The sequence below is a fragment of the Streptomyces sp. NPDC058284 genome (genome assembly GCF_042881135.1).
Taxonomy (GTDB): domain Bacteria; phylum Actinomycetota; class Actinomycetes; order Streptomycetales; family Streptomycetaceae; genus Streptomyces.
Genome location: NZ_JBHVYE010000002.1, coordinates 576,046 through 597,416, shown reverse-complemented (window position 1 = coordinate 597,416; position 21,371 = coordinate 576,046). Strand labels below are relative to the sequence as shown.

Here is a 21,371-nt window from a genome sequence, read left to right as displayed (position 1 = left end):
TACAAAAACCCACCCCCCCCGCGGGGCGCCCGACTTGTTTTAAACCCCCCCCGGGGGCCCCGCCCCCCGGGGGGGGCCCCCCCCGCCCCCCCCACCGCTTCACTGCGTGCGTCAGCCGTACGTCGGCCGTACGTCAGCCGCGGTCACTGCCAGGGCAGCGACCCGCCCGGCACGAGCCGCCCCATCTTGCGGTACTCCCGCAGCGCCCCGGCCCTTACGTCCTCGCCCCGCACCGGCCCGCCGTGCCCCGCCGCCAGATAGGCGGCGGTCACCGCGGCCGACCGGATGGCGCCGCCGGACAGCTCGAACTCCTTGGCGCACCGCGTCAGTTCGTCGTCCATGCCGGGCTCGCAGGGCGTGTCGGCCAGCGCGGTCCGCCACAGGGCGACGCGCTGCTCGACGTCGGGAAACGGGAAGTCCACCACCAGGTCGAGGCGGCGCGTGAACGCGTCGTCGATGTTGGCCCGCAGGTTGGTGGTAAGCACCGCGATGCCGTCGAACGCCTCCAGGCGCTGCAACAGGTACGCGCTCTCCAGGTTCGCGTACCTGTCGTGCGAGCTCTTGACCTCCGAGCGCTTGCCGAAGACGGCGTCGGCCTCGTCGAAGAGCAGCACCGCGTCCGTGCGGTCCGCCTCGACGAAGATCCGCTCCAGGTTCTTCTCCGTCTCCCCGACGTACTTGTCGACGACCGCCGACAGGTCCACGACGTAGAGGTCAAGGCCGAGTTCACCGGCCACCACCTCGGCCGACAGCGTCTTGCCGGTGCCGGAGTCCCCGGCGAACAGCGCGATCACGCCGCGCCCACGCCCGCCGCCGGTACGCAGCCGCCACTCGCCGAGCACCTTGTCGCGGTGCCGGGCGCGCAGCGCCAGCTCGTGGAGCAGGCCGAGCGGTTCGTCCGGCAGGACGAGATCCTTGAAGCCGACCTCGGGCCTGATCCGCCGGGCGTGCTTGTCGAGCAGGGGCGCGGACTGAAGGCGGGCGTTGTGCTGCAGGTGCGCTGCGGTCGGCGGGGTGCCGTCGAAGGCGGCGAGATGGGCGGCGCCGCGCGCGGCCCGGCGGATCTGCGCGCCGCTGAGCCGGTAGGGGGCGACGGCCTCGCCGAGGTCGAAGTCCGGCTCGTACGCGGGGACGTGCCGGGCCAGTTCGCTCTGCCAGGCCCCGGACACGTCGACGCCGTCCTGCGGCCCGTCGAGCGCGAGGAGCCCGGCGTCCGGCGCCCAGCCGGGGTCGTAGGGTTCGCTGCCGAAGAACACCACGGGTACGTCGCCGGTCGCCAGGTCCCGTACCAGGGGACCCGGTTCGGGCGGCAGCGGCCCCACGACGAGCGCGGCCCGCCGCAAGCGGGCCTCACGCACGAGCGCCGTGGCGGTGGCGGTGGCAGTGGCCGACGCGGCTGCGCCGTCCCCGGTGCGTCCCGGGGGCCGGTGTCGCAGGACGGGCAGTCCGGCCGCCCGCAGCGCGTCGGCCACCGGGCCCGCGGCGGTGCCTTCCCTGCGTTCCCGCAGGTGGACGAGGAGCGGCCCCTCGGCGGCGAGGGCGGCGACACGGGCGGCGAGCGGGTGCACGGCCTCGGCAGGGGTCTCGCCGGTCAGCAGCTCGACCTCGTGCCCGACGAGTTCGGGGTCGAGGCCGTCGTCGCCGAGCAGCTGGGCGACGACCCGCTCCGGTACGCGCAGGGCCCGCCCTGGCAGCGGCCTGTCCTCGTCCTCGACGACGACCAGGCCGCTGGACCGCAGCGGCGCCAGCGGATGGAAGCGGGCGCGGGCGAGCGGGTCGTGCGGTCCGGTGCCCGCGAGGTCGAGGGCGAGCGCCACGGTGGCCCTGCGGCGCCCCACGTCGTCGTTGAGGTAGCCGTACAGCGGCTCGAAGCGGCGGTCGACGTCGGGGGCGAGGGCGGCGAGGAGGATGTCCCGGTCGAGCGGACCGAGCCCGAACCGCCGCGCCAGCTCGTCCAGCGGGTCGGGAGCACCGCCTTCCGCCGTCTCTTCGGCGGACGGTGGCGGCACCGTCGCCGGTGGCGGCGCCGTGGCCAGCCGGTGCGCCGTCTCGGGCGTCACGTACAGGCCGCGCAGCGGGTCCGCGGCCGTCGGGTCGTCCGCGCCGCGCCGTTCGACCAGCTCGGCGACGCGTCCGCGCAGCGACGCGAGGCGCGTCAGCAGCGCTTCGGCGGCGGCGCTCACCGCTCCTCCGTCCCGGCGTCCCGCGGCTTGCGCAGCATCCGGGGCCGGGGCTCGCCCAGCTCACCGGCCTTGTCGCGCACGGCGACGACCGCGCCCTCGGTGACCGGCGGCGCCACGTCGTACGTCGGCGAGACCGGGAACGGCACGGTGATCACCACGTCCAGGGACGGCTTGAGCTCACCGCCGAGCGCCGACCAGATGTCGGCGATGGAGCGGGACTCGGGCGGCGGCACCGCGACGCTCAGCGGCAGGGTGACACTGAGCGCGGCGAGCGCGGCGGGCAGGTCGTCCGGCGGCAGCAGCTCGTGGGCGAGCAGGGTGCCGAGGGCCGCCGAGAGGAGCCGGTGCTCGTCCTCGGGGCGGTTGGTCCAGGCGGTGAGCAGGTAGGAGAGCCGGAACCAGCGCGGCGGCTGCCGCCTGCGCAGCACCGTGCCGTCAGGGCCGCGCTCCGCGTAGGCGCCGCGTTCGCGCCGGGCCACGTCCTCGCGGATGTCGTACAGGTAGGAGTTGAGCGTGGGGGCGTTGCGCCGCGCCGCCCAGTCGCGGGTCGGCGCCTCGAACACGACCTCGCCCGCGCCTTCCGGGAGCGCCCCGCGCAGCAGCGCGCGCAGCGCCTCGTCGACTTCGTGGATCACGGCCGGGCCCCCCGGGCGAGCGGGAAGGGGTGGTTCGGTCGCATCAGATGTATCCCTCCCGCAGCGCGTACGCGACGGCATGCGCGCGGTTCTGCAGCTGCAGGCGCGTCATGAGCGCGTGCAGGACGTTCTTGACGGTGCGTTCGGAGTACGCGAGCTTCTCCGAGATCTGCTTGGTGTCCAGGCCCTCCGCGATCAGCCGCACGACGTCCACCTCGCGGGGCGCCATGCCGAGGGTGGGCAGGGCGCCGGCGGCGGACGGCGGGCCGTCGAGCGCGGAGAGCCGAAGGCGGCCCAGCTGGGCCATGAGCCGGTTGATGAGGTCGGGCGGCAGTTCCCCCTCGCCGCGCGCCGCGCTGTGCACGGCACGCAGCAGCTTCTGCGGGGTCGCCTGGTGCCGCCACAGGATTGCCCGTACGCCGTACTCGACGACCGAGAGGAGCTCGGGCTCGCGCAGTTCGCTGGCGATCAGCACGACGCGCTGCTCGGTGGATCTCGCCAGGCGGCGCAGCTCGGCGCCGGCCGGGTCGTCGAGCCGGTCCACCAGCATGACGGCGACCCGCCCGGGGGCGGACGGCGCCGCGGCCCGGCCGGGCTCCGGCGGCTGCGCGCCGTCCACGGGGCGGTCCAGGAGCTCGACGGTCGGTTCGTGCCGGAGATGACTGATCACTCCGGCCCGGCTGAGGGGGTCGGTGGCGTGCACGACCACCGATATGCGTGTATCGGACACTGAAGTTCCCTGTCTTCCCCCGAATAGCGACGGGCACAGGGTGACCGAGACCGATCAACAAACGATTGTCGCCGGATCAACGAGGTCGTTTACCGACCGGTCGGCGACACCATGCCGACCGGCACGCTCTCCCGTACCGTCACTTTCAGGGCGAACGGCGCGTGTCGGCGGCGATCACGGGGTACCCGGCGCCAACGGATCGGTCACGGATCGGCCACGGATCGGCGACCCGACGGAGAGGAGCCCGTCGTGAGCGAGAAGGACCAGCTGCGGACCTACCGCGGGAAGCGGCGCTTCGACAGGACGCGCGAACCGAGCGGCGAGCGCACGAGCGAACCGAGCGGCGAGCGCGCGGAGCGGGCGCAGGACGAGGTGGGCGGGACACGGCAGGACGAGGCCGCGCAGGACCGGCAGGGCGACGAGCCCGTCTTCGTGGTGCAGATCCACGACGCGAGCACGATGCACTTCGACTTCCGCCTGGAGGTCGACGGCGTGCTCAAGTCCTGGTCGGTCCCCAAGGGACCCTCCACCGACCCGCACGACAAGCGGCTCGCCATCCCCACCGAGGACCACCCCATGGAGTACCGGCACTTCGAGGGCGTGATCCCCGAGGGCGAGTACGGCGGCGGCACGGTCATCGTCTGGGACCGCGGCACCTACCGGCCGACCAGCCACGACAAGAAGAAGCGGCCCGTGCCGTTCGGCCGGGCGCTGGAGAACGGCCACGCCACGTTCGAGCTGCACGGCGAGAAGCTCCGCGGGCGGTACGCGCTCACCCGGTTCCACGGCCGCGAGGAGAAGAGCGGCGGATCGGCCAAGCCGACCTGGCTGCTCGTGCGGACCGGCTCCGGGGGCGGGAAGGGCGCGGGCACCCCCGACCCGCGCCGGGCCCGCTCCGCGCGCAGCGGCCGCACCCTGCGCCAGGTCGCGGCGGCACCGGACGCGCCTGAATAGGAGCGACCTTCCTCGTGTGCGCCCGGGGACCTTCGCCCCCGGGATAGGTGAGAAAAGTCCCGGTATGTCGGGTATCAGTTGCGGAACCACCACCTCGGACGCCAGGAATCGGTCGAGGAGAGGTCTGTGCTGTGCCACGGGACATGAGCGTGAGCGACGAATGGGAGCGGACGGCCCGCCCGGGGACCCCGGCCCCGCGCGCGGGGACACGGAGCCGTGCGGCGCCCCGGGCCCGAACCGGGGTCAGGGCGTTCTGGAAGACCAGGGCGCTGCGCCTCGTCCCGCCGGGCGAGCGCGGGCCCGCCGCCGTTCCGCGGGACAGCCCGCCGTCCGGCGCTTCGGGGGAGACGTACGGCGCGCCGTGCTGGCTGAGCCTGGTCACGCGTGATCTCCGCGCCGCCGAGGAGTTCTACGGCCGCGTCCTCGGCTGGTGCCACGTGCCGCTGCTCGGCTCGGCGGGCCGCGCGCGCTCCCTCGTACTGAAGGGCGGGGCGCCGGTCGGCACCATCAGCGAGTCCGCCTGCGAGCTCGGCGGCTACGCGAACTGGATGCCGTACTTCCGCGTCCCCGACATGGACATCGCCATGGCCCGCCTGCGGGAACGGGGCGCCACCGTGGCGGTCGGGCCGCTGAACACCGGCACGGGCCGGGTCGCCGTGGTGGCGGGACCGCAGGACGCGGTGTTCGGCCTGCGCCAGAAGACCCCCGACCCGCGCTGGACCGTGGGCCGAGGCCCGGTCGCCGCGCTCGACCTGCACACGCGGGACATCTTCGCGGCGGCCCTCTTCTACGGCGGCGTACTCGGCTGGGCCGGTGAGGAGGGCGCCTGCTGCGACGTGGAGTACGTCGACGACCGGATCGCGGTACGCGGCGGACAGCGCACGGTCGCCGCGCTCAGGACCGGGACGGCGCCGGGCTCCGAGGGCCGGTACCGCTGGCACACGAGCTTCCGGGTGGCCGACGTCGAGGCGGCCGCCGCGTCGGCCGTGGAGTGGGGCGGGCGCGTGATCTCACCACCGCGGGGGCCACGCTCCCGGCGGGAGGCCGTTCTCGCGGACCGGGAGGGCATCCCGTTCACGGTCGTCGCGGGCGATGGCCGCCGCGAGCCGAACAGTGCAGATCGAGCGTAGGCAGGAAGGGTAGGACGATGTTTCTTCGGGCAGTCGGCCTGGACGAGGCCACTGAGCCGGACGAGGGCGCGCCGAGCGGATCCGCCGGCCTTCCGCGAGGAGAGTTCCTCGTGCCCCCGCAAGGCGGGTTCTTCGGACCGCGGCGCGGCGCGGCGGCCGGGCTGCCGCGGATCACGGACACGGACCGGGTCGCGCCGAAGGACGCCCGGGAGCTGTCGAAGCTCTTCTTCGAGCGGCTGCGGACGCTGGAGGAGGGTTCGCCCGAGTACACGTACGCGCGCGACACCCTCATCGAGATGAACCTCTCCCTGGTGCACTACGTGGCGGGCCGCTTCCGCAACCGCGGCAACGGCCAGCTGGAGGACATCGTCCAGGTGGGAACGGTCGGTCTGATCAAGGCGATCGACCGGTTCGACACGGACCGCGGGTTCGAGTTCGTCTCGTTCGCCGTGCCCTGCATCCTCGGTGAGATCAAGCGGTACTTTCGGGACACCAGCTGGGCCGTGCACGTCCCGCGCAGGCTGCAGGAGCTCCGCACCGAACTGGCCAAGTCGCAGGAGAAGCTGTCCTCCACGCTCGGCCGTGAACCGACGGTCAAGGAACTCGCGACCGACCTCGGGGTGAGCGAGGAGCAGACGCTGGAGGGCATCGTGGCCGCCAACGGCTACGCCGCCGGATCCCTGGACGCCCCGCACGACCTGAGCGACGACGGCGTCGCGCACGGGAGCGGCCGCTCGCTCTCCGAGGTCATGGGCGACCTCGACCCCGCGATGGAGGTCGTCGAACACCTCCACGCGCTGGCCCCCCTCCTGGCGGAACTGGACGAACGCGAGCGCCGCATCATCGAGCTGCGCTTCGGCCAGGAGATGACCCAGGCCGACATCGGCCGCCTGCTCGGCATCTCGCAGATGCACGTGTCCCGGCTCCTCTCCCGCACCCTGGCGCAGCTGCGCGCGGGACTCCTGACGCGCGAGTAGCGGGCGGCCGGGCGCGAGCGCACGGACAGCCCGAACAGCCCGAACAGCCCGAACAGCCCGAACAGCCCGAACAGTCCGGACAGCCCGGCACCGCTCAGTCGAGCACGCCGAGCTCGGTGTCGGGGCGGCAGTGCGGACAGGGATCGACGTTCTCGGCGAGCGCGCGGAGCGCCGCCTCACGGGCGACACCGCGCACGCGGCTGCCCGCCATGTGACAGCCCCCGAGATGCACGTACACAGGCGTCCGCCCGCCGAGTCCCTGCTCGATCAGCCAGTCGGGGACGGGCGGCCGGGCCTGCTCGCCGCGGCGCCGCTCGGCCTCGCGCCGCTCCTCGTCGGCGATCCACTTGCGCGTGCGCGCCAGGTCGCCGAGCTGTACGCGTTCCAGGAAGCGCAGCAGGTCGAGACGGGTCGGCGGACGCGGATCGTTCACATGTTCGAGTCTAGAGGGTGCGAGTGCGCGAAGGACTCGACCCCGATGTTCGTGGGGCCCCCGACAGGGACAAACTCCGTGGCTTTCCCCCCGGCCGGGCGCGATACTCAGCCGTGTGTTCTTGACGATCTCGACTACAGGCGATGCGCAGAACCCGGCCACTGACCTGGGCTTCCTGCTGCACAAGCACCCGGACAACGCGCAGGTGTACAGCACCGCGCACGGCAGCGCGCATGTCCTCTACCCAGAGGCGACGACCGAGCGCTGCACGGCCGCGCTGCTCCTGGAGGTCGACCCCATCGCGCTCGTGCGGCGCGGAAAGGGGAAGGGTAAGGGCAGGGGCGGGGCGCCCGACGCGGCACTCGCGCAGTACGTGAACGACCGGCCGTACGCGGCCTCCTCACTGCTCGCCGTGGCGCTGAGCGCGGTCTTCTCCACCGCGATGCGCGGCGTGTGCAAGGCGCTCCCCGAGCGGGCCGCGCGGCCGCTGCCGCTCCGCGTCGAGGTGCCCGCCCTGCCCGCGCGCGGCGGCGCGGAGCTGGTGCGGGCGCTCTTCGAGCCGCTCGGCTGGACGGTGACGGCGACGCCGGTCCCGCTGGACGTGCGGTTCCCCGAGTGGGGCGACTCGCGGTACGTACACCTCGTACTGGAGGCGCCCGACGGGAAGTTGACCCTGGGCGAGGCCCTGCGCCACCTGTACGTCCTGCTGCCCGTCCTCGACGACGCCAAGCACTACTGGGTCTCGCCCGACGAGGTCGACAAGCTGCTGCGGGCCGGTGAGGGCTGGCTGGCGGACCACCCGGAGCAGCAGGTCATCACCAGCCGCTACCTCTCGCGGCGCCGGTCGCTGACCCGGGAGGCCGATCAGCGGCTCGAACTGGTGCGGCTCGCCGACGCGGACGACACGGACGTCGAGGAGATCGACAACGCCGTCGACGAGGGGGCCGACACCGAGGAGAAGCCGGTGCCGCTCGCGGTGCGGCGCCGGGAGGCGATCCTCGCCGCGCTGACCGCCGCCGGGGCCTGCCGCGTGCTCGACCTGGGCTGCGGGCAGGGCCAGCTGGTGCACGAGCTGCTCAAGGACGTGCGGTTCACCGAGATCGTCGGGGTCGACGTGTCCGTGCGCGCGCTGACCGTCGCCTCGCGGCGGCTCAAGCTCGACCGCATGGGCGAGCGCCGTGCCGAGCGCGTCAAGCTCTTCCAGGGGTCGCTCGCGTACACCGACAAGCGGCTCAAGGGGTACGACGCGGCCGTGCTCAGCGAGGTCATCGAGCACCTCGACGTGGAGCGCCTGCCCGCCCTGGAGTACGCGGTGTTCGGCTCCGCGCGGCCCCGTACCGTCCTCGTGACGACGCCGAACGTGGAGTACAACGTCCGCTGGGAGTCGCTCCCCGCGGGCCATGTGCGCCACGGCGACCACCGCTTCGAGTGGACGCGCGAGGAGTTCCGGGCGTGGTCCCGCAAGGTGGCCGAGCGGCACGGGTACGGCGTGGAGTTCGCCCCGGTGGGCGACGAGGACCCGGACGTGGGAGCGCCCACGCAGCTGGCCGTGTTCACCCGGGCCGACAAGACCCCGCACAACGGCAAGACCACGCACGACCACAAGACCACGCACAGCGACAAGACCGCGAACGCCACGAAGGAGGTGCGGGCCGCATGACGAACGACAGCAGCACCGGCACCGGTGTCAGTACCGAAACCCCGCGCGAGCCCCGCGTCCTCCCCGTCACCGACCTCTCCCTCGTCGTCCTCGTCGGCGCCACCGGGTCGGGCAAGTCCACCTTCGCGCGCCGCCACTTCAAGCCCACCGAGGTCATATCCAGCGACTTCTGCCGCGGGCTCGTCGCCGACGACGAGAACGACCAGGGCGCGAGCCGCGACGCGTTCGACGTCCTGCACTACATCGCGGGCAAGCGGCTGGCCGCCGGGCGGCGCACCGTCGTCGACGCGACCAGCGTGCAGAGCGACAGCCGCAAGCAGTTGATCGAGCTGGCCAGACAGCACGACGTGCTGCCCATCGCCATCGTGCTCGACGTGCCCGAGGAGGTTTGCGCCGCGCGCAACGCGAAGCGTGAGGACCGGGCAGGCCTGCCGCGCCGCGTCATCCAGCGCCACCAGCGCGAACTGCGCCGCTCCCTGCGCCACCTGGAGCGCGAGGGCTTCCGCAAGGTGCACGTCCTGCGGGGCGTGGCCGAGGTCGAGGCCGCCACCGTGGTCACCGAGAAGCGCTACAACGACCTCTCCCACCTCACCGGTCCCTTCGACATCATCGGCGACATCCACGGCTGCTCCGCCGAGCTGGAGACCCTGCTCGGCAAGCTCGGCTACGTCGACGGCGCGCACCCGGAGGGCCGTACGGCCGTCTTCGTCGGCGACCTCGTCGACCGTGGCCCGGACACCCCGGGCGTGCTGCGCCGCGTCATGTCGATGGTCGCCGACGGCACCGCGCTCTGCGTCCCCGGCAACCACGAGAACAAGCTCGGCCGGTACCTGAAGGGCCGCGGCGTCCAGCACACGCACGGCCTCGCCGAGACCGTCGAGCAGCTGGCCGGGGAGAGCGAGGAGTTCCGGGCACTGGTGCGGGAGTTCGTCGACGGTCTCGTCTCGCACTACGTCCTGGACGGCGGCGGCCTCGTTGTCTGCCACGCCGGTCTGCCCGAGAAGTACCACGGGCGTACGTCGGGGCGGGTGCGCTCGCACGCGCTGTACGGCGACACGACCGGCGAGACCGACGAGTTCGGCCTGCCCGTGCGCTACCCGTGGGCGGAGGAGTACCGGGGCCGGGCCGCGGTCGTCTACGGCCACACCCCGGTGCCCACCGCGACCTGGCTGAACAACACCATCTGTCTGGACACCGGCGCCGTCTTCGGCGGCAGCCTGACCGCGCTGCGCTGGCCGGAGCGGGAACTCGTCGACGTACCGGCGGAGCGGGTCTGGTACGAGCCGGTCAAGCCGCTGCGCACCGAGGCGCCGGGCGGCCACGACGGGCGCCCGCTCGACCTGAACGACGTGCACGGCCGCCGCGCGGTGGAGACCGGGCACGCGGGCCGCGTCGCCGTGCGCGAGGAGAACGCGGCCGCGGCCCTGGAGGTCATGAGCCGCTTCGCCGTCGACCCGCGGCTCCTGCCGTACCTGCCGCCGACGATGGCGCCCACGGCCACCTCGCACCGGGACGGCTACCTGGAGCACCCGGCCGAGGCCTTCGCGTCGTACGCCCAGGACGGCGTCGCCCGCGTCGTGTGCGAGGAGAAGCACATGGGCTCGCGCGCGGTCGCCCTGGTCTGCCGCGACGCGGACGTGGCCCGGGAGCGCTTCGGTGTGGAGGGCGGCCCGACCGGCTCCCTCTGCACCCGCACGGGACGCCCCTTCTTCCGGGACCCTGCGACCACCGAGGAGGTGCTCGGCCGGGTGCGCGCGGCCGTGACCGACGCGGGCCTGTGGGACGAGCTGGAGACGGACTGGCTGCTGCTCGACGCGGAGCTGATGCCGTGGTCGCTGAAGGCGTCCGGGCTGCTCCGTACGCAGTACGCGGCCGTGGGCGCCGCTTCGGGGGCCGTGTTCCCCGCCGCCCTCGCCGCCGTCGAGGCCGCGGCGGCGCGCGGTGTCGACACCGGTGACCTGCTGCCCAGGCAGCGCGGCCGGGCCGCGGACGCCGCCGCGTTCACCGAGGCCTACCGCCGCTACTGCTGGCCGACCGAGGGTCTTGAGGGCGTGCGTCTCGCGCCGTTCCAGCTCCTGGCGGTCCAGGGCCGCAGCCTCGCCGCGCTCCCGCACGACCGGCAACTGGCCCTGATCGACCGCATGGTGGAGCACGACGGCAGCGGCCTGCTGCAGACCACCCGCCGCCTCTACGTCGACACCGGCGACGAGGCGTCCGTGCGGGCGGGCGTCGACTGGTGGCTGGAGATGACCAGCCGCGGCGGCGAGGGCATGGTCGTCAAGCCGGTCGAGGCGCTGGTCAGGGACGCCAAGGGCAGGATCGTCCAGCCCGGCATCAAGTGCCGGGGCCGCGAGTACCTGCGGATCATCTACGGTCCCGAGTACACCCGCCCGGAGAACCTGGAGAAGCTCCGCGGCCGCTTCCTCGGCCACAAGCGCTCGCTCGCCGTCCGCGAGTACGCGCTCGGCCTTGAGGCGCTCGACCGGCTCGCGGCGGGCGAGCCGCTGTGGCGCGTGCACGAGGCGGTGTTCGCGGTCCTCGCCCTGGAGTCGGAGCCGGTGGACCCGCGGCTCTGAGAGCCTGTCCGGCGGCTTTGGCCGCAATGACGGGCGTCGGCCGCCCGGCCGGGGAAAGATGGGTCCCATGGGATTCCATGTCGACTCCGAGGCCGGGCGGCTGCGCCGCGTCATACTGCACCGCCCCGATCTGGAGCTCAAGCGGCTGACTCCGAGCAACAAGAACGCCCTCCTCTTCGACGACGTCCTGTGGGTGCGCCGGGCCCGCCAGGAGCACGACGGCTTCGCCGACGTGCTGCGCGACCGCGGCGTGGCCGTCCACCTCTTCGGCGACCTGCTGACCGAGACCCTCGACGTGCCCGCGGCCCGCCTCCTCGTCCTCGACCGCGTCTTCGACGAGAAGGAGTACGGCCCGCTCGCCACCGACCACCTGCGGGCCGCCTTCGAGACGATGCCTTCGGCGGAGCTCGCCGAGGCGCTGGTGGGCGGCATGACCAAGCGGGAGTTCCTCGCGGCCCACCCCGAGCCGACCTCGGTGCGCTTCCACTGCATGGACCTGGACGACTTCGTGATCGGCCCGCTGCCCAACCACCTCTTCACCCGCGACACCTCCGCCTGGATCTACGACGGCGTCTCCATCAACGCCATGCGCTGGCCGGCCCGGCAGCGCGAGACCGTGCACTTCGAGGCGATCTACCGGCACCATCCGCTGTTCCGGGACGAGGACTTCAACGTCTGGTCGCAGGGCCAGGCGGACTACCCCTCGACCATCGAGGGCGGCGACGTCCTGGTGATCGGCAAGGGCGCGGTACTCATCGGCATGAGCGAGCGCACCACCCCGCAGGCCGTCGAGATGCTCGCGCACAAGCTGTTCGCGGCGGGCTCGGCGCAGACGATCGTCGCCCTCGACATGCCGAAGCGGCGCGCCTTCATGCATCTGGACACGGTCATGACGATGGTCGACGGCGACACCTTCACCCAGTACGCGGGCCTCGGCATGCTCCGCTCGTACACCATCGAACCGGGCGTCGGGGACCGGGAGTTGAAGGTCACCGACCACCCGCCGGAGAACATGCACCGGGCCGTCGCCGCCGCGCTCGGCCTGGACTCGATCCGGGTGCTCACGGCCACGCAGGACGTGCACGCGGCCGAGCGCGAGCAGTGGGACGACGGCTGCAACGTCCTCGCCGTGGAGCCCGGTGTCGTCGTCGCGTACGAGCGGAACTCCACGACCAACACCTTCCTGCGCAAGCAGGGCATCGAGGTGATCGAGATCCGGGGGAGCGAGCTGGGGCGCGGCAGGGGCGGGCCGCGGTGCATGAGCTGCCCAGTGGAGCGGGAGGCGGTGCCCGGGGCGTAGGGGGTTCTCCCGACCGCATTCACCGGGCAGACGCGTCTGTATATAGATGCGGACCGTCGTATATAGTTTCAAGCCCACCGTGTCCGCACCCCTGTCCCCGCACCCCTCTTCCCGTATCCCTGGAGCGCCTCATGGCCACAGACCTCACCGGTCGCCACTTCCTCAAGGAGCTGGACTTCACCGCCGACGAGTTCCGCGGCCTCGTCGCCCTGGCGGCGGAGCTGAAGGCGGCCAAGAGGGCCGGGGCCGAGACGCGCAGGCTGAGCGGCAGGAACATCGCGCTGATCTTCGAGAAGAGCTCCACGCGGACCCGCTGCGCCTTCGAGGTGGCCGCCGCCGACCAGGGCGCGTCGACCACCTACATCGACCCGTCCGGCTCGCACATCGGCAAGAAGGAGTCCTCCAAGGACACCGCCCGGGTGCTCGGCCGGATGTTCGACGCCATCGAGTTCCGCGGGGACGCGCAGGACACCGTCGAGACGCTCGCCGCCCACGCGGGCGTGCCGGTCTACAACGGCCTGACCAATGCCTGGCACCCCACCCAGATGCTCGCCGACGTGCTCACGATGACCGAGCACACCGCCAAGCCGCTCCATGAGACCGCCTTCGCCTACCTCGGTGACGCCCGCTTCAACATGGGCAACTCCTACCTGGTCACCGGCGCCCTGCTCGGCATGGACGTCCGGATCGTCGCGCCCAGGACCTACTGGCCGGCCGATCACGTCATCGCGCGGGCCCGCGAGCTGGCGGCGGCCAGCGGCGCCCGCCTGACGCTCACCGAGGACGTCGCCGAAGGCGTACGGGGCGCCGACTTCGTCGGCACCGACGTGTGGGTCTCGATGGGGGAGCCCAAGGAGGTGTGGGCCGAACGCATAGCCGCCCTCGCGCCCTACGCGGTGACGATGGACGTGCTGCGCGCCACCGGCAACGCCGACGTGAAGTTCCTGCACTGCCTGCCGGCCTTCCACGACCTGGACACCCAGGTCTCCCGGGAGATCCACGCGACGTACGGCCTGGAATCCCTGGAGGTCACCGACGAGGTCTTCGAGTCGGCGCACTCCGTGGTCTTCGACGAGGCCGAGAACCGCCTGCACACGATCAAGGCGGTCCTGGTCGCGACGCTGGCCGGCCCCGCCCGGCGGGAAGCGTGAACCAGACGGCCTTGCCGGACGCGGTGGGGCGGTGACCGCAGGACGAGCTGAGGGTGCGGATCAGGAGCAGGCCTCGGCCGTGCTCCTGCCAGGGGTCCGGCTCGCGCGCGTCGGGGTCGGTGAGATCGCCGGGCGGCAGCGGGTTGGAGTCGTGCACCTCGACCTGACAGCCGGTCGGCAGGAGCTCGATCACCAGCTCTATGGGCTCCTTGCCCCCGGTGTGCTCGACAGCGTTGGCCACCAGCTCCGCGGTGAGCAGCTCGGCGGTGTCGGTGTCGGCGGACGACTCGATGTCGGTCAGCGCCGTACGGACCAGTGCGCGCGCGACGGGCACGGCTGCCGTGGTGTGCGGCAGCGTGATGCGCCAGGAGGCGGGGGAGGAAGGCTCGTGCAAGGCGGGTCCGTTCAGGGCAAGCAGGCGGGCGGTCCTGCTTTCAACCGTACGAATCTTAAGTGCTGTCCCGACAGGGGCGACGGTCGGGCATTTCCGGGACGTCCGGCCCTGTGGTGTCTCACGGGACAAGACGCGTGAATCGGGACGTCCGTTCCTCGCGGGGTGGGGGAGCGGGCGGGGGAGCGGGCAGGGGTCACGGGGCAGCGGGGCGGCGCGCGTATCGCGTACTCGTGACGGCGGTCACAGAACGGTGATAACTTCATGAGGTAGCCACCGCAGCGCACTCCAGCCCCAGGCCGAGGAGGCCGCATCTGATGAGTCCCTTCACCGGCTCCGCGACCCGCACCCCCGACTGGCGGCATCTGCGCCTCACCGTCGACGCCGGGGTCGCCACGGTCACCCTCGCCCGCCCCGACAAGCTCAACGCGCTCACCTTCGGCGCCTACGCCGACCTGCGCGACCTGCTCGCCGAGCTCTCCCGCGACAAGTCCGTACGCGCCCTCGTCCTCGGCGGCGAGGGGCGCGGCTTCTGCTCGGGCGGCGACGTCGACGAGATCATCGGCGCCACGCTCGCCATGGACACCGCCCAGCTCCTCGACTTCAACCGCATGACCGGCCAGGTGGTACGCGCCATCAGGGAGTGCCCCTTCCCGGTGGTCGCCGCCGTGCACGGGGTGGCGGCGGGCGCGGGCGCGGTGCTCGCCCTCGCCGCGGACTTCCGCGTCGCCGACCCCTCCGCCCGGTTCTCCTTCCTCTTCACCCGGGTGGGCCTCTCCGGCGGCGACATGGGAGCGGCCTACCTGCTGCCGCGCGTCGTCGGACTCGGCCACGCGACGCGGCTGCTCATGCTCGGCGAACCGGTGCGCGCGCCCGAGGCCGAACGCATCGGCCTGATCAGCGAGTTGACGGAGGAAGGCGGGGCCGCCGAGGCCGCGCAGGCCCTGGCCCGCCGCCTCGCCGACGGCCCCGCCCTCGCGTACGCCCAGACCAAGGCGCTGCTCACCGCCGAACTCGACATGCCGCTCGCCGCCTCCGTCGAGCTGGACGCGTCGACCCAGGCCCTCCTCATGAACGGTGAGGACTACGCCGAGTTCCACGCGGCCTTCACGGAGAAGCGCCCGCCGAAGTGGCAGGGGCGGTGACCATGGCCACGACCCCGCCCACGGCGCGCGCCGCCGCCCACCGCATCGCCGTCATCGGCGGCGGCCCCGGCGGCCTCTACGCCGCGGCCCTGCTCAAGCGCCTCGACCCCGCCCGCGAGATCACCGTCTGGGAGCGCAACGCCCCCGACGACACCTTCGGCTTCGGCGTCGTCCTCTCCGACGAGACCCTCGGCGGCATCGAGCACGCCGACCCCGCCGTCTACGCCGCCCTCCAGGCGGAGTTCGTGCGCTGGGACGACATCGACATCGTGCGCGGCGAGATGCGCCACACCTCCGGCGGTCATGGCTTCGCGGCGCTCGGCCGGCGCAAGCTCCTGGAGATCCTGCACGAGCGCTGCCGCGACCTCGGCGTCGAGCTGCGCTTTCGCACCGAGGCGCCGCCCGCCGCCGCGCTCTCATCGGCGTACGACCTGGTCATCGCGGCGGACGGCGTGCACAGCCGCACCCGCGAGGCGCACGCCGACGTCTTCGGGCCGAGCCTCACCACCCACCGCTGCCGCTACATCTGGCTCGCCGCCGACTTCGCCTTCGACGCCTTCCGGTTCGAGATCGCCGAGACCGAGCACGGCGTGCTGCAACTGCACGGCTACCCCTTCTCCGCCGCGGGCCCCGGCACCGGCACCGGCGCGTCCACCGTCATCGTCGAGATGCGCGAGGAGGTCTGGGAGGCCGCCGGCTTCGCGGACCTCGACGAGCGGGAGTCCACCGAACGCTGCGCCAAGATCTTCGCGGACGCGCTCGGCGGCCGTCCCCTGCGCGGCAACAACTCGTCCTGGACCAACTTCCGCACCGTCACCAACGCCCGCTGGTCGCACGGCAACACCGTCCTGCTCGGTGACGCCGCCCACACCGCGCACTTCTCCATCGGCTCCGGTACCAAGCTCGCCGTCGAGGACGCCCTCGCGCTCGCCGCCTGCCTGGAGGAGCAGCCGGACATCCCGGCCGCGCTCCGGGCGTACGAGGCGGAGCGCCGCCCCGTCGTCGCCTCCACGCAGCGCGCGGCCCGCGCCAGCCTGGAGTGGTTCGAGCGGCTGCCCGACCACCTCGGCCAGCCGCCGCTGCAATTCGCGTTCAACCTGCTCACCCGGAGCCGCCGCGTCACCCACGACAACCTCCGGCTGCGCGACGCCCGCTTCACCCGCTCCGTGGAGCGCGAGTTCGGCTGCCCGGACGGTACGCCGCCGATGTTCACGCCCTTCCGGCTGCGCGAACTGACCCTGCGCAACCGTGTCGTCGTCTCCCCGATGGACATGTACTCCGCCTTGGACGGCGTCCCCGGCGACTTCCACCTGGTGCACCTGGGCGCACGGGCGCTCGGCGGCGCGGGCTTGGTCATGACCGAGATGGTGTGCGTCAGCGAGCGCGGCCGCATCACACCGGGCTGCGCCGGGCTCTACACCGCCGAACAGGCCGAGGCCTGGCGCCGCGTCACCGACTTCGTGCACGCGCAGGCGCCCGGCACCGCCATCGGCCTCCAGCTCGGCCACTCGGGCCGCAAGGGCTCGACGAAGCTGATGTGGGAGGGCATCGACGACCCGCTGCCCGAAGGCAACTGGCCGCTGGAGGCCGCCTCACCGCTCCCGTACAAGCAGGGCAGCCAGATTCCGCGCGAACTCTCCCGCGCGGGGCTGACCCGGATCCGCGACCAGTTCGTCGCCGCGGCCCGGCGCGCCGAGCAGGCCGGCTTCGACCTCCTCGAACTGCACTGCGCGCACGGCTACTTGCTCTCGGGCTTCCTCTCCCCGCTCACCAACCGCCGCACCGACGCGTACGGCGGGGACCTGCCGGGCCGTCTCCGCTTCCCGCTCGAAGTCTTCGACGCGGTACGGGAGGTGTGGCCGGACGGCAAACCCATGACGGTCCGCATCTCCGCCACCGACTGGGCGCAGGGCGGCACCACGGCCGAGGACGCCGTCGGGATCGCGCGGGCGTTCGCGGCCCACGGCGCCGACGCGATCGACGTCTCCACGGGCCAGGTGGTCCCGGACGAACACCCCGCGTACGGCCGCTCCTACCAGACGCCGTACGCCGACCGCATCCGCAACCTGACCGGCATCCCCGTGATCACGGTCGGCGCCGTCTCCTCCTGGGACGACGTCAACTCCCTGCTCCTCGCGGGCCGCGCCGACCTCTGCGCGCTGGCCCGCCCGCACCTCTACGACCCGCACTGGACGCTGCACGCCGCCGCCGAGCAGGGCTACGCGGGACCGGGCGCCACGTGGCCGCTCCAGTACCGCGCGGGCAGTCGACGTCCGCAGACCGGCCGCACCGACGCCCCCAAGCCGAGACTCAGAGCCTGTCCGCCGCGCCGACCCCGATCCTGACCTCTGCCACCGTGCCCTCGCCCCGCAGGGCCACCGCCCCCGGGCCGTCCCGGCGTACGCAGTCGAGACGGCCGAGCGACGTCTCCCGCCCGCCGGGCCCGCCGACGGAGAGCCCCTCGGTGAGGGCCATGACGAAGAGGATCTCGCCCGCCGCGCAGACGGCCTCCGCGCCCCGCGCCGCGACCTTGGCGACGATCCGGACCCGCGCCGTCGCCCGGCCCCTGTGGGTCATCACGTTCAAGTTGCGCACCGCGCCGTCCTTCAGCAGGCAGTCCGTCGCGGCGTCACCGGGAAAGGCGAAGGGGCTCAACGGTCCGACCGGGCACGGTACGCCGTCCACCGTCAGCACCATCCCCTCGCCCTCCACCGGGGTGATCACGCGGTCGATCCCGGGAAAGCGGGAGAAGGCGCCGTCCGCGTCCACGTCCGCGACGCTCACCCGCCAGCCGTCGCCGTCCGCGACCTCCCTCGTCGTACCGCCGCCGTTCCTCCACGGCATGCCGCGGTACGCGCTCCAGCGCAGCACATCCCCGTCCATCAGCCACTTCCTCCCGGACGCATGATCAGCACAGCCGCACCGGGGGTCAGCCTATGCGGGGTACACGAACCGGGCCCCGGCCCCCCTCAGCCGCTCGTCAAGCGCCGCGAACACCGCGGCGGAGCGGGCGCCCGGCCAGTCCGCGGGCAGCAGCTCGGCGGGCAGGCCCGGGTCGGCGTAGGGGAGTTGGCGCCAGGAGTCGAGAGCGAGGAGGTAGTCGCGGTAGGCCTCCTCCGGGGGCGGCGGTCCGTCCGCACGGGACTCCCAGGAACGCAGCACCGGCTCGTGGCGGTCGAGGAACGCCTCGTGCTGCTTGGCGAGCGCCGCGAGGTCCCACCAGCGCGCGACCGCCTCGGACGTCGCCGCGAAACCCAGGTGCGCGCCGCGGAACAGGTCGACGTACGGGGCGAGTTGGAGCCGGTCCAGGGTGTGCCTGGTCTCCTCGTAGAGGTGGGCAGGGGCGATCCAGACGCCCGGCGCCGCCGTGCCGAAGCCGAGGCCCGCGAGGCGGGAGCGGAGCACGTGCCGCTTGTTGCGCTCCGCCTCGGGCACGGAGAAGACGGCGAGGACCCAGCCGCCCTCCTGTCGCGCGGCCTGCGCCCCGTAGATGCGGCGGTCGCCGTCCTCCAGGAGCTGGCGGGCGTCGGGCGAGAGCGCGTACCCCGCGGCGCCCGCCTCGGTGCGCGCGGGCACGAGGAGGCCGCGCCGCTTCAGCCGGGACACCGAGGAGCGCACCGAAGGCGCGTCCACGCCGGCCGGGGCGAGGAGGCGCACCAGTTCGGCCACCGGGACCGGGCCCGGCGCGGCCCGCCCGTAGGCGCCGTAGAAGGTGACGATCAGGGACCGTGGAGTGTGCTGCTCGGACACGTGATCACTCTACGGGCGTCCGGGCGCGCCCGCCCGCAGCCGGAACCGCTGCAGCTTGCCCGTGGCCGTCCTCGGCAGCGCGTCGAGGAAGACGAACTCCCGCGGGCACTTGTACGGTACGAGCTCCGCCCTGACGAACTCGCGCAGCCGCGCCGCCTCCTCGTCGTCCCGCCGCACCCCCTCGCGCGGCACCACGTACGCCACCACCACCTGGCCGCGCAGCTCGTCGGGGCGCCCCACGACCGCCGTCTCGGCGACGTCCGGGTGGCGGAGCAGGGCGTCCTCCACCTCCGGACCGGCGATGTTGTACCCCGCCGAAATGATCATGTCGTCCGCGCGGGCGACGTAGTGGAAGTAGCCGTCGGGGTCCCGGAGGTAGGTGTCCCCGGTGATGTTCCAGCCGTGGCGCACGTACTGCAACTGGCGGTCGTCGGCGAGATAGCGGCAGCCCACCGGGCCGCGCACGGCGAGCAGCCCGGGCTCGCCGTCCGGCACCGGGACGCCGGACTCGTCGACCACGCGCGCCTGCCACCCCGGCACGGCGCGCCCCGTCGTGCCGGGTCTGATCGCGTCGTCGGCGGCGGATATGAAGATGTGCAGCAGCTCGGTCGCGCCGATGCCGTTGATGACGCGCTGTCCGGTGCGCTCGTGCCAGGCCCGCCAGGTGGCCGCGGGCAGGTTCTCACCGGCCGAGACGCAACGGCGCAGCGAGGAGACGTCGTGCCCGTCGAGCTGGTCGAGCATGGTGCGGTACGCGGTCGGGGCGGTGAAGAGCACCGTGATCCCGTGCCGGCCGATGGCGGGCAACAGCTGCTTGGGCGCGGCCTGTTCGAGCAGCACCGACGAGGCGCCGAAGCGGAGCGGGAAGATGACGAGACCGCCGAGCCCGAAGGTGAAGCCGAGTGGGGGGCTGCCCGCGAAGACGTCGTCGGGCACCGGCTTCAGGATGTGCCGCGCGAAGGTGTCGGCGATGGCGAGCACGTCGCGGTGGAAGTGCATGCAGCCCTTGGGGCGGCCGGTCGTGCCGGAGGTGAACGCGATCAGCGCGACGTCGTCGGCGGCCGTGTCCACGGCCTCGTAGCGCTCGGGCTGCTGCCGCGCGGCGCGTACGAGCAGATCGTCGGGCCCGCCCCCGCCGTACGTGGTGACGCCGAGCCCCGGCGCACCGGCTTTGACCAGGTCGTCCACCGAACGGATGTCACACAGCGCGTGCCGCACCTCAGCGATCTCGCAAAGGGTGGCCAGCTCCTGCGAGCGCTGCTGGGCCAGCACGGTCACGGCGACGCCGCCCGCCTTCATCACGGCGAGCCAGCACGCCGCCAGCCACGGCGAGGTGGGCCCGCGCAGCAGGACGCGCTGGCCGGGCAGCACGCCGAGCTCGTCGCTCAGTACGTGCGCGATCCGGTCGACGTGCTGCCGCAGCGTGCCGTACGTCCAGGTCTCGCCGGACGCGGCGTGGAAGGCGGGGCGTCCGGCGCCGAACCGTTCCAGTGTCCGGTCCACCAGCTCGGCACCGCAGTTGAGGCGGGCGGGGTAGTGCAGTTCGGGGCGGTCGTGCACCAGCACGGGCCACCGCTCGCCGGGCGGAAGATGGTCCCGGGCGAACGTGTCGACGTGGCCGGATGCTGTCAGTCCTCGATGGCCGGTGGATTCCATGGCGGCTCTGCCCCCTTGCCTGCCGGTCGGGCGCTGTGGTGGGCTCGCTCGACGAGCGTATCGTGATGGTGACGACAGTCAACGGTGCGCGATAAAGGAGAGGTCCGCGGTGACGGCATTCTCGCTCAATCCCGAACAAACCGCCCGTTGCGCAGCACTCCGCACCCTGGCCGAGGAGCGGCTGCGCCCCCTGGCGGACCAGGGCACCCCGGGCCACGTGAACCGGCCACTGGTGGCGGCACTGGGCGAACTGGGCCTGCTGGAGACGTTGTTCGAGAGGGGTGGGGGAGAGGAAGAAGCGGGACGAGACGAACGAGCGGGCTCGGACGAAGGCGCGGGCTCAGGCCAGGGCGCGGACTCAGGCGAAGGCGTGGCCCCAGTCCAGGGCGCGGGCCCAGGCGACGCTCCCTCAGGGGCGCGGGGAACTGCGCACCCAGCCACATCAAACCCGCACCCGCAACACAGCCCGGCCCCTCCAGGGGCGCGGGGAACTGCGCGACCGGCCACATCGGACCCGCACCCACAACACAGCCCGTCTCCCCCAGGGGCGCGGGGAACTGCGCACTCAGCCACATCAAACCCGCACCCACAACACAGCCCGACCTCTCCAGGGGCGCGGGGAACTGCGCGACCGGCCACATCGGACCCGCACCCGCAACACCGCCCAACCGACGGAGGATCCCGCGCCATGGACCTCTGC

The 21,371-nt window shown here is 73.1% G+C and carries 17 protein-coding genes and 1 pseudogene; 10 read left to right on the top strand and 8 right to left on the bottom strand.

The genetic code is table 11. The annotated features are described in order from the left end of the window. Positions 1-143: 143 nt before the first annotated feature. Genes ACFVYR_RS05810 through ACFVYR_RS05800 form a run of 3 tightly spaced genes read right to left on the bottom strand, consistent with a single transcriptional unit; the run spans position 144 to position 3,548 of the window. Positions 144-2,183, bottom strand: coding sequence for an ATP-binding protein (locus ACFVYR_RS05810; protein ID WP_384257920.1), 2,040 nt, complete (start codon positions 2,181-2,183; stop codon positions 144-146). Beyond that, positions 2,180-2,818 (bottom strand): DUF4255 domain-containing protein, encoded by a 639-nt coding sequence (locus tag ACFVYR_RS05805; RefSeq protein ID WP_384257917.1) that lies wholly within the window; start codon positions 2,816-2,818, stop codon positions 2,180-2,182. The genes ACFVYR_RS05810 and ACFVYR_RS05805 overlap by 4 nt, the downstream gene beginning before the upstream one ends. A gap of 43 nt (positions 2,819-2,861) precedes the next feature. Continuing rightward, positions 2,862-3,548: a response regulator transcription factor gene (locus ACFVYR_RS05800; RefSeq protein WP_384257915.1), complete on the bottom strand. Its 687-nt coding sequence runs from the start codon at positions 3,546-3,548 to the stop codon at positions 2,862-2,864. 249 nt (positions 3,549-3,797) lie between these two features. Between ACFVYR_RS05800 and ACFVYR_RS05795 the strand changes: the two genes are divergently transcribed. The 3 genes from ACFVYR_RS05795 to ACFVYR_RS05785 all read left to right on the top strand — a co-directional run bounded on the left by ACFVYR_RS05795 (position 3,798) and on the right by ACFVYR_RS05785 (position 6,609). Then, positions 3,798-4,502, top strand: coding sequence for a DNA polymerase ligase N-terminal domain-containing protein (locus tag ACFVYR_RS05795; RefSeq protein WP_384257913.1), 705 nt, complete (start codon positions 3,798-3,800; stop codon positions 4,500-4,502). A 149-nt stretch (positions 4,503-4,651) separates the two neighbouring features. Continuing rightward, on the top strand, positions 4,652-5,632 hold the full coding sequence (locus ACFVYR_RS05790; protein WP_384257910.1) for a VOC family protein: 981 nt from the start codon (positions 4,652-4,654) through the stop codon (positions 5,630-5,632). A 17-nt stretch (positions 5,633-5,649) separates the two neighbouring features. Further along, complete coding sequence (locus ACFVYR_RS05785; RefSeq protein WP_384257908.1) at positions 5,650-6,609, top strand: SigB/SigF/SigG family RNA polymerase sigma factor; 960 nt, start codon at positions 5,650-5,652, stop codon at positions 6,607-6,609. A 94-nt stretch (positions 6,610-6,703) separates the two neighbouring features. Here the strand turns inward: ACFVYR_RS05785 and ACFVYR_RS05780 are convergent, their stop codons facing one another. Beyond that, positions 6,704-7,042, bottom strand: coding sequence for a DUF6233 domain-containing protein (locus ACFVYR_RS05780; protein WP_384257905.1), 339 nt, complete (start codon positions 7,040-7,042; stop codon positions 6,704-6,706). Between the two features lie 115 nt (positions 7,043-7,157). Between ACFVYR_RS05780 and ACFVYR_RS05775 the strand changes: the two genes are divergently transcribed. The 4 genes from ACFVYR_RS05775 to argF all read left to right on the top strand — a co-directional run bounded on the left by ACFVYR_RS05775 (position 7,158) and on the right by argF (position 13,729). Beyond that, the gene (locus tag ACFVYR_RS05775; RefSeq protein ID WP_384257903.1) at positions 7,158-8,702 is read left to right on the top strand and encodes a 3' terminal RNA ribose 2'-O-methyltransferase Hen1; all 1,545 of its coding nucleotides are present in this window, start codon (positions 7,158-7,160) and stop codon (positions 8,700-8,702) included. Further along, complete coding sequence (locus ACFVYR_RS05770) at positions 8,699-11,278, top strand: polynucleotide kinase-phosphatase (RefSeq protein ID WP_384257900.1); 2,580 nt, start codon at positions 8,699-8,701, stop codon at positions 11,276-11,278. The genes ACFVYR_RS05775 and ACFVYR_RS05770 overlap by 4 nt, the downstream gene beginning before the upstream one ends. Before the next feature lie 67 nt (positions 11,279-11,345). Further along, positions 11,346-12,578, top strand: coding sequence for an arginine deiminase (locus tag ACFVYR_RS05765; protein WP_384257898.1), 1,233 nt, complete (start codon positions 11,346-11,348; stop codon positions 12,576-12,578). Positions 12,579-12,709: 131 nt separating this feature from the next. Then, positions 12,710-13,729, top strand: a complete 1,020-nt coding sequence (gene argF, locus ACFVYR_RS05760) for an ornithine carbamoyltransferase (RefSeq protein ID WP_384257896.1) — start codon at positions 12,710-12,712, stop codon at positions 13,727-13,729. Here the strand turns inward: argF and ACFVYR_RS05755 are convergent. Continuing rightward, entirely contained in the window at positions 13,677-14,138 is a 462-nt protein-coding gene (locus tag ACFVYR_RS05755; RefSeq protein ID WP_384257925.1) for an ATP-binding protein, read from the bottom strand. The genes argF and ACFVYR_RS05755 overlap by 53 nt on opposite strands. Before the next feature lie 299 nt (positions 14,139-14,437). Here ACFVYR_RS05755 and ACFVYR_RS05750 point away from each other — a divergent pair, with 299 nt between their 5' ends. Both ACFVYR_RS05750 and ACFVYR_RS05745 read left to right on the top strand, forming a co-directional pair. Then, entirely contained in the window at positions 14,438-15,265 is an 828-nt protein-coding gene (locus tag ACFVYR_RS05750; RefSeq protein ID WP_384257893.1) for an enoyl-CoA hydratase family protein, read from the top strand. 2 nt (positions 15,266-15,267) lie between these two features. After that, entirely contained in the window at positions 15,268-17,610 is a 2,343-nt protein-coding gene (locus ACFVYR_RS05745; protein WP_384257891.1) for a bifunctional salicylyl-CoA 5-hydroxylase/oxidoreductase, read from the top strand. On the opposite strand, the gene ACFVYR_RS05740 is transcribed toward ACFVYR_RS05745, so the two are convergent. Genes ACFVYR_RS05740 through ACFVYR_RS05730 form a run of 3 tightly spaced genes read right to left on the bottom strand, consistent with a single transcriptional unit; the run spans position 17,576 to position 20,671 of the window. After that, positions 17,576-18,148 (bottom strand): HutD family protein, encoded by a 573-nt coding sequence (locus tag ACFVYR_RS05740; protein ID WP_384257889.1) that lies wholly within the window; start codon positions 18,146-18,148, stop codon positions 17,576-17,578. The two genes, ACFVYR_RS05745 and ACFVYR_RS05740, sit on opposite strands and share 35 nt — an antisense overlap. Before the next feature lie 51 nt (positions 18,149-18,199). Continuing rightward, entirely contained in the window at positions 18,200-19,015 is an 816-nt protein-coding gene (locus tag ACFVYR_RS05735) for a PaaX family transcriptional regulator C-terminal domain-containing protein (protein ID WP_384257886.1), read from the bottom strand. Between the two features lie 9 nt (positions 19,016-19,024). Further along, entirely contained in the window at positions 19,025-20,671 is a 1,647-nt protein-coding gene (locus ACFVYR_RS05730; protein ID WP_384257884.1) for an AMP-binding protein, read from the bottom strand. A gap of 109 nt (positions 20,672-20,780) precedes the next feature. Here ACFVYR_RS05730 and ACFVYR_RS05725 point away from each other — a divergent pair. Next, positions 20,781-20,954, top strand: a pseudogene (locus ACFVYR_RS05725) (acyl-CoA dehydrogenase); the annotation flags it as partial. Between the last annotated feature and the right edge of the window lie 417 nt (positions 20,955-21,371).

Coding starts and splice junctions, on each gene's coding strand:
- ACFVYR_RS05785 (WP_384257908.1), top strand. CDS start 5,650: ATGTTTCTTCGGGCAGTCGGCCTGGACGAGGCCACTGAGCCGGACGAG.
- ACFVYR_RS05770 (WP_384257900.1), top strand. CDS start 8,699: ATGACGAACGACAGCAGCACCGGCACCGGTGTCAGTACCGAAACCCCG.
- ACFVYR_RS05765 (WP_384257898.1), top strand. CDS start 11,346: ATGGGATTCCATGTCGACTCCGAGGCCGGGCGGCTGCGCCGCGTCATA.
- argF (WP_384257896.1), top strand. CDS start 12,710: ATGGCCACAGACCTCACCGGTCGCCACTTCCTCAAGGAGCTGGACTTC.
- ACFVYR_RS05750 (WP_384257893.1), top strand. CDS start 14,438: ATGAGTCCCTTCACCGGCTCCGCGACCCGCACCCCCGACTGGCGGCAT.
- ACFVYR_RS05745 (WP_384257891.1), top strand. CDS start 15,268: ATGGCCACGACCCCGCCCACGGCGCGCGCCGCCGCCCACCGCATCGCC.
- ACFVYR_RS05740 (WP_384257889.1), bottom strand. CDS start 18,148: ATGGACGGGGATGTGCTGCGCTGGAGCGCGTACCGCGGCATGCCGTGG.
- ACFVYR_RS05730 (WP_384257884.1), bottom strand. CDS start 20,671: ATGGAATCCACCGGCCATCGAGGACTGACAGCATCCGGCCACGTCGAC.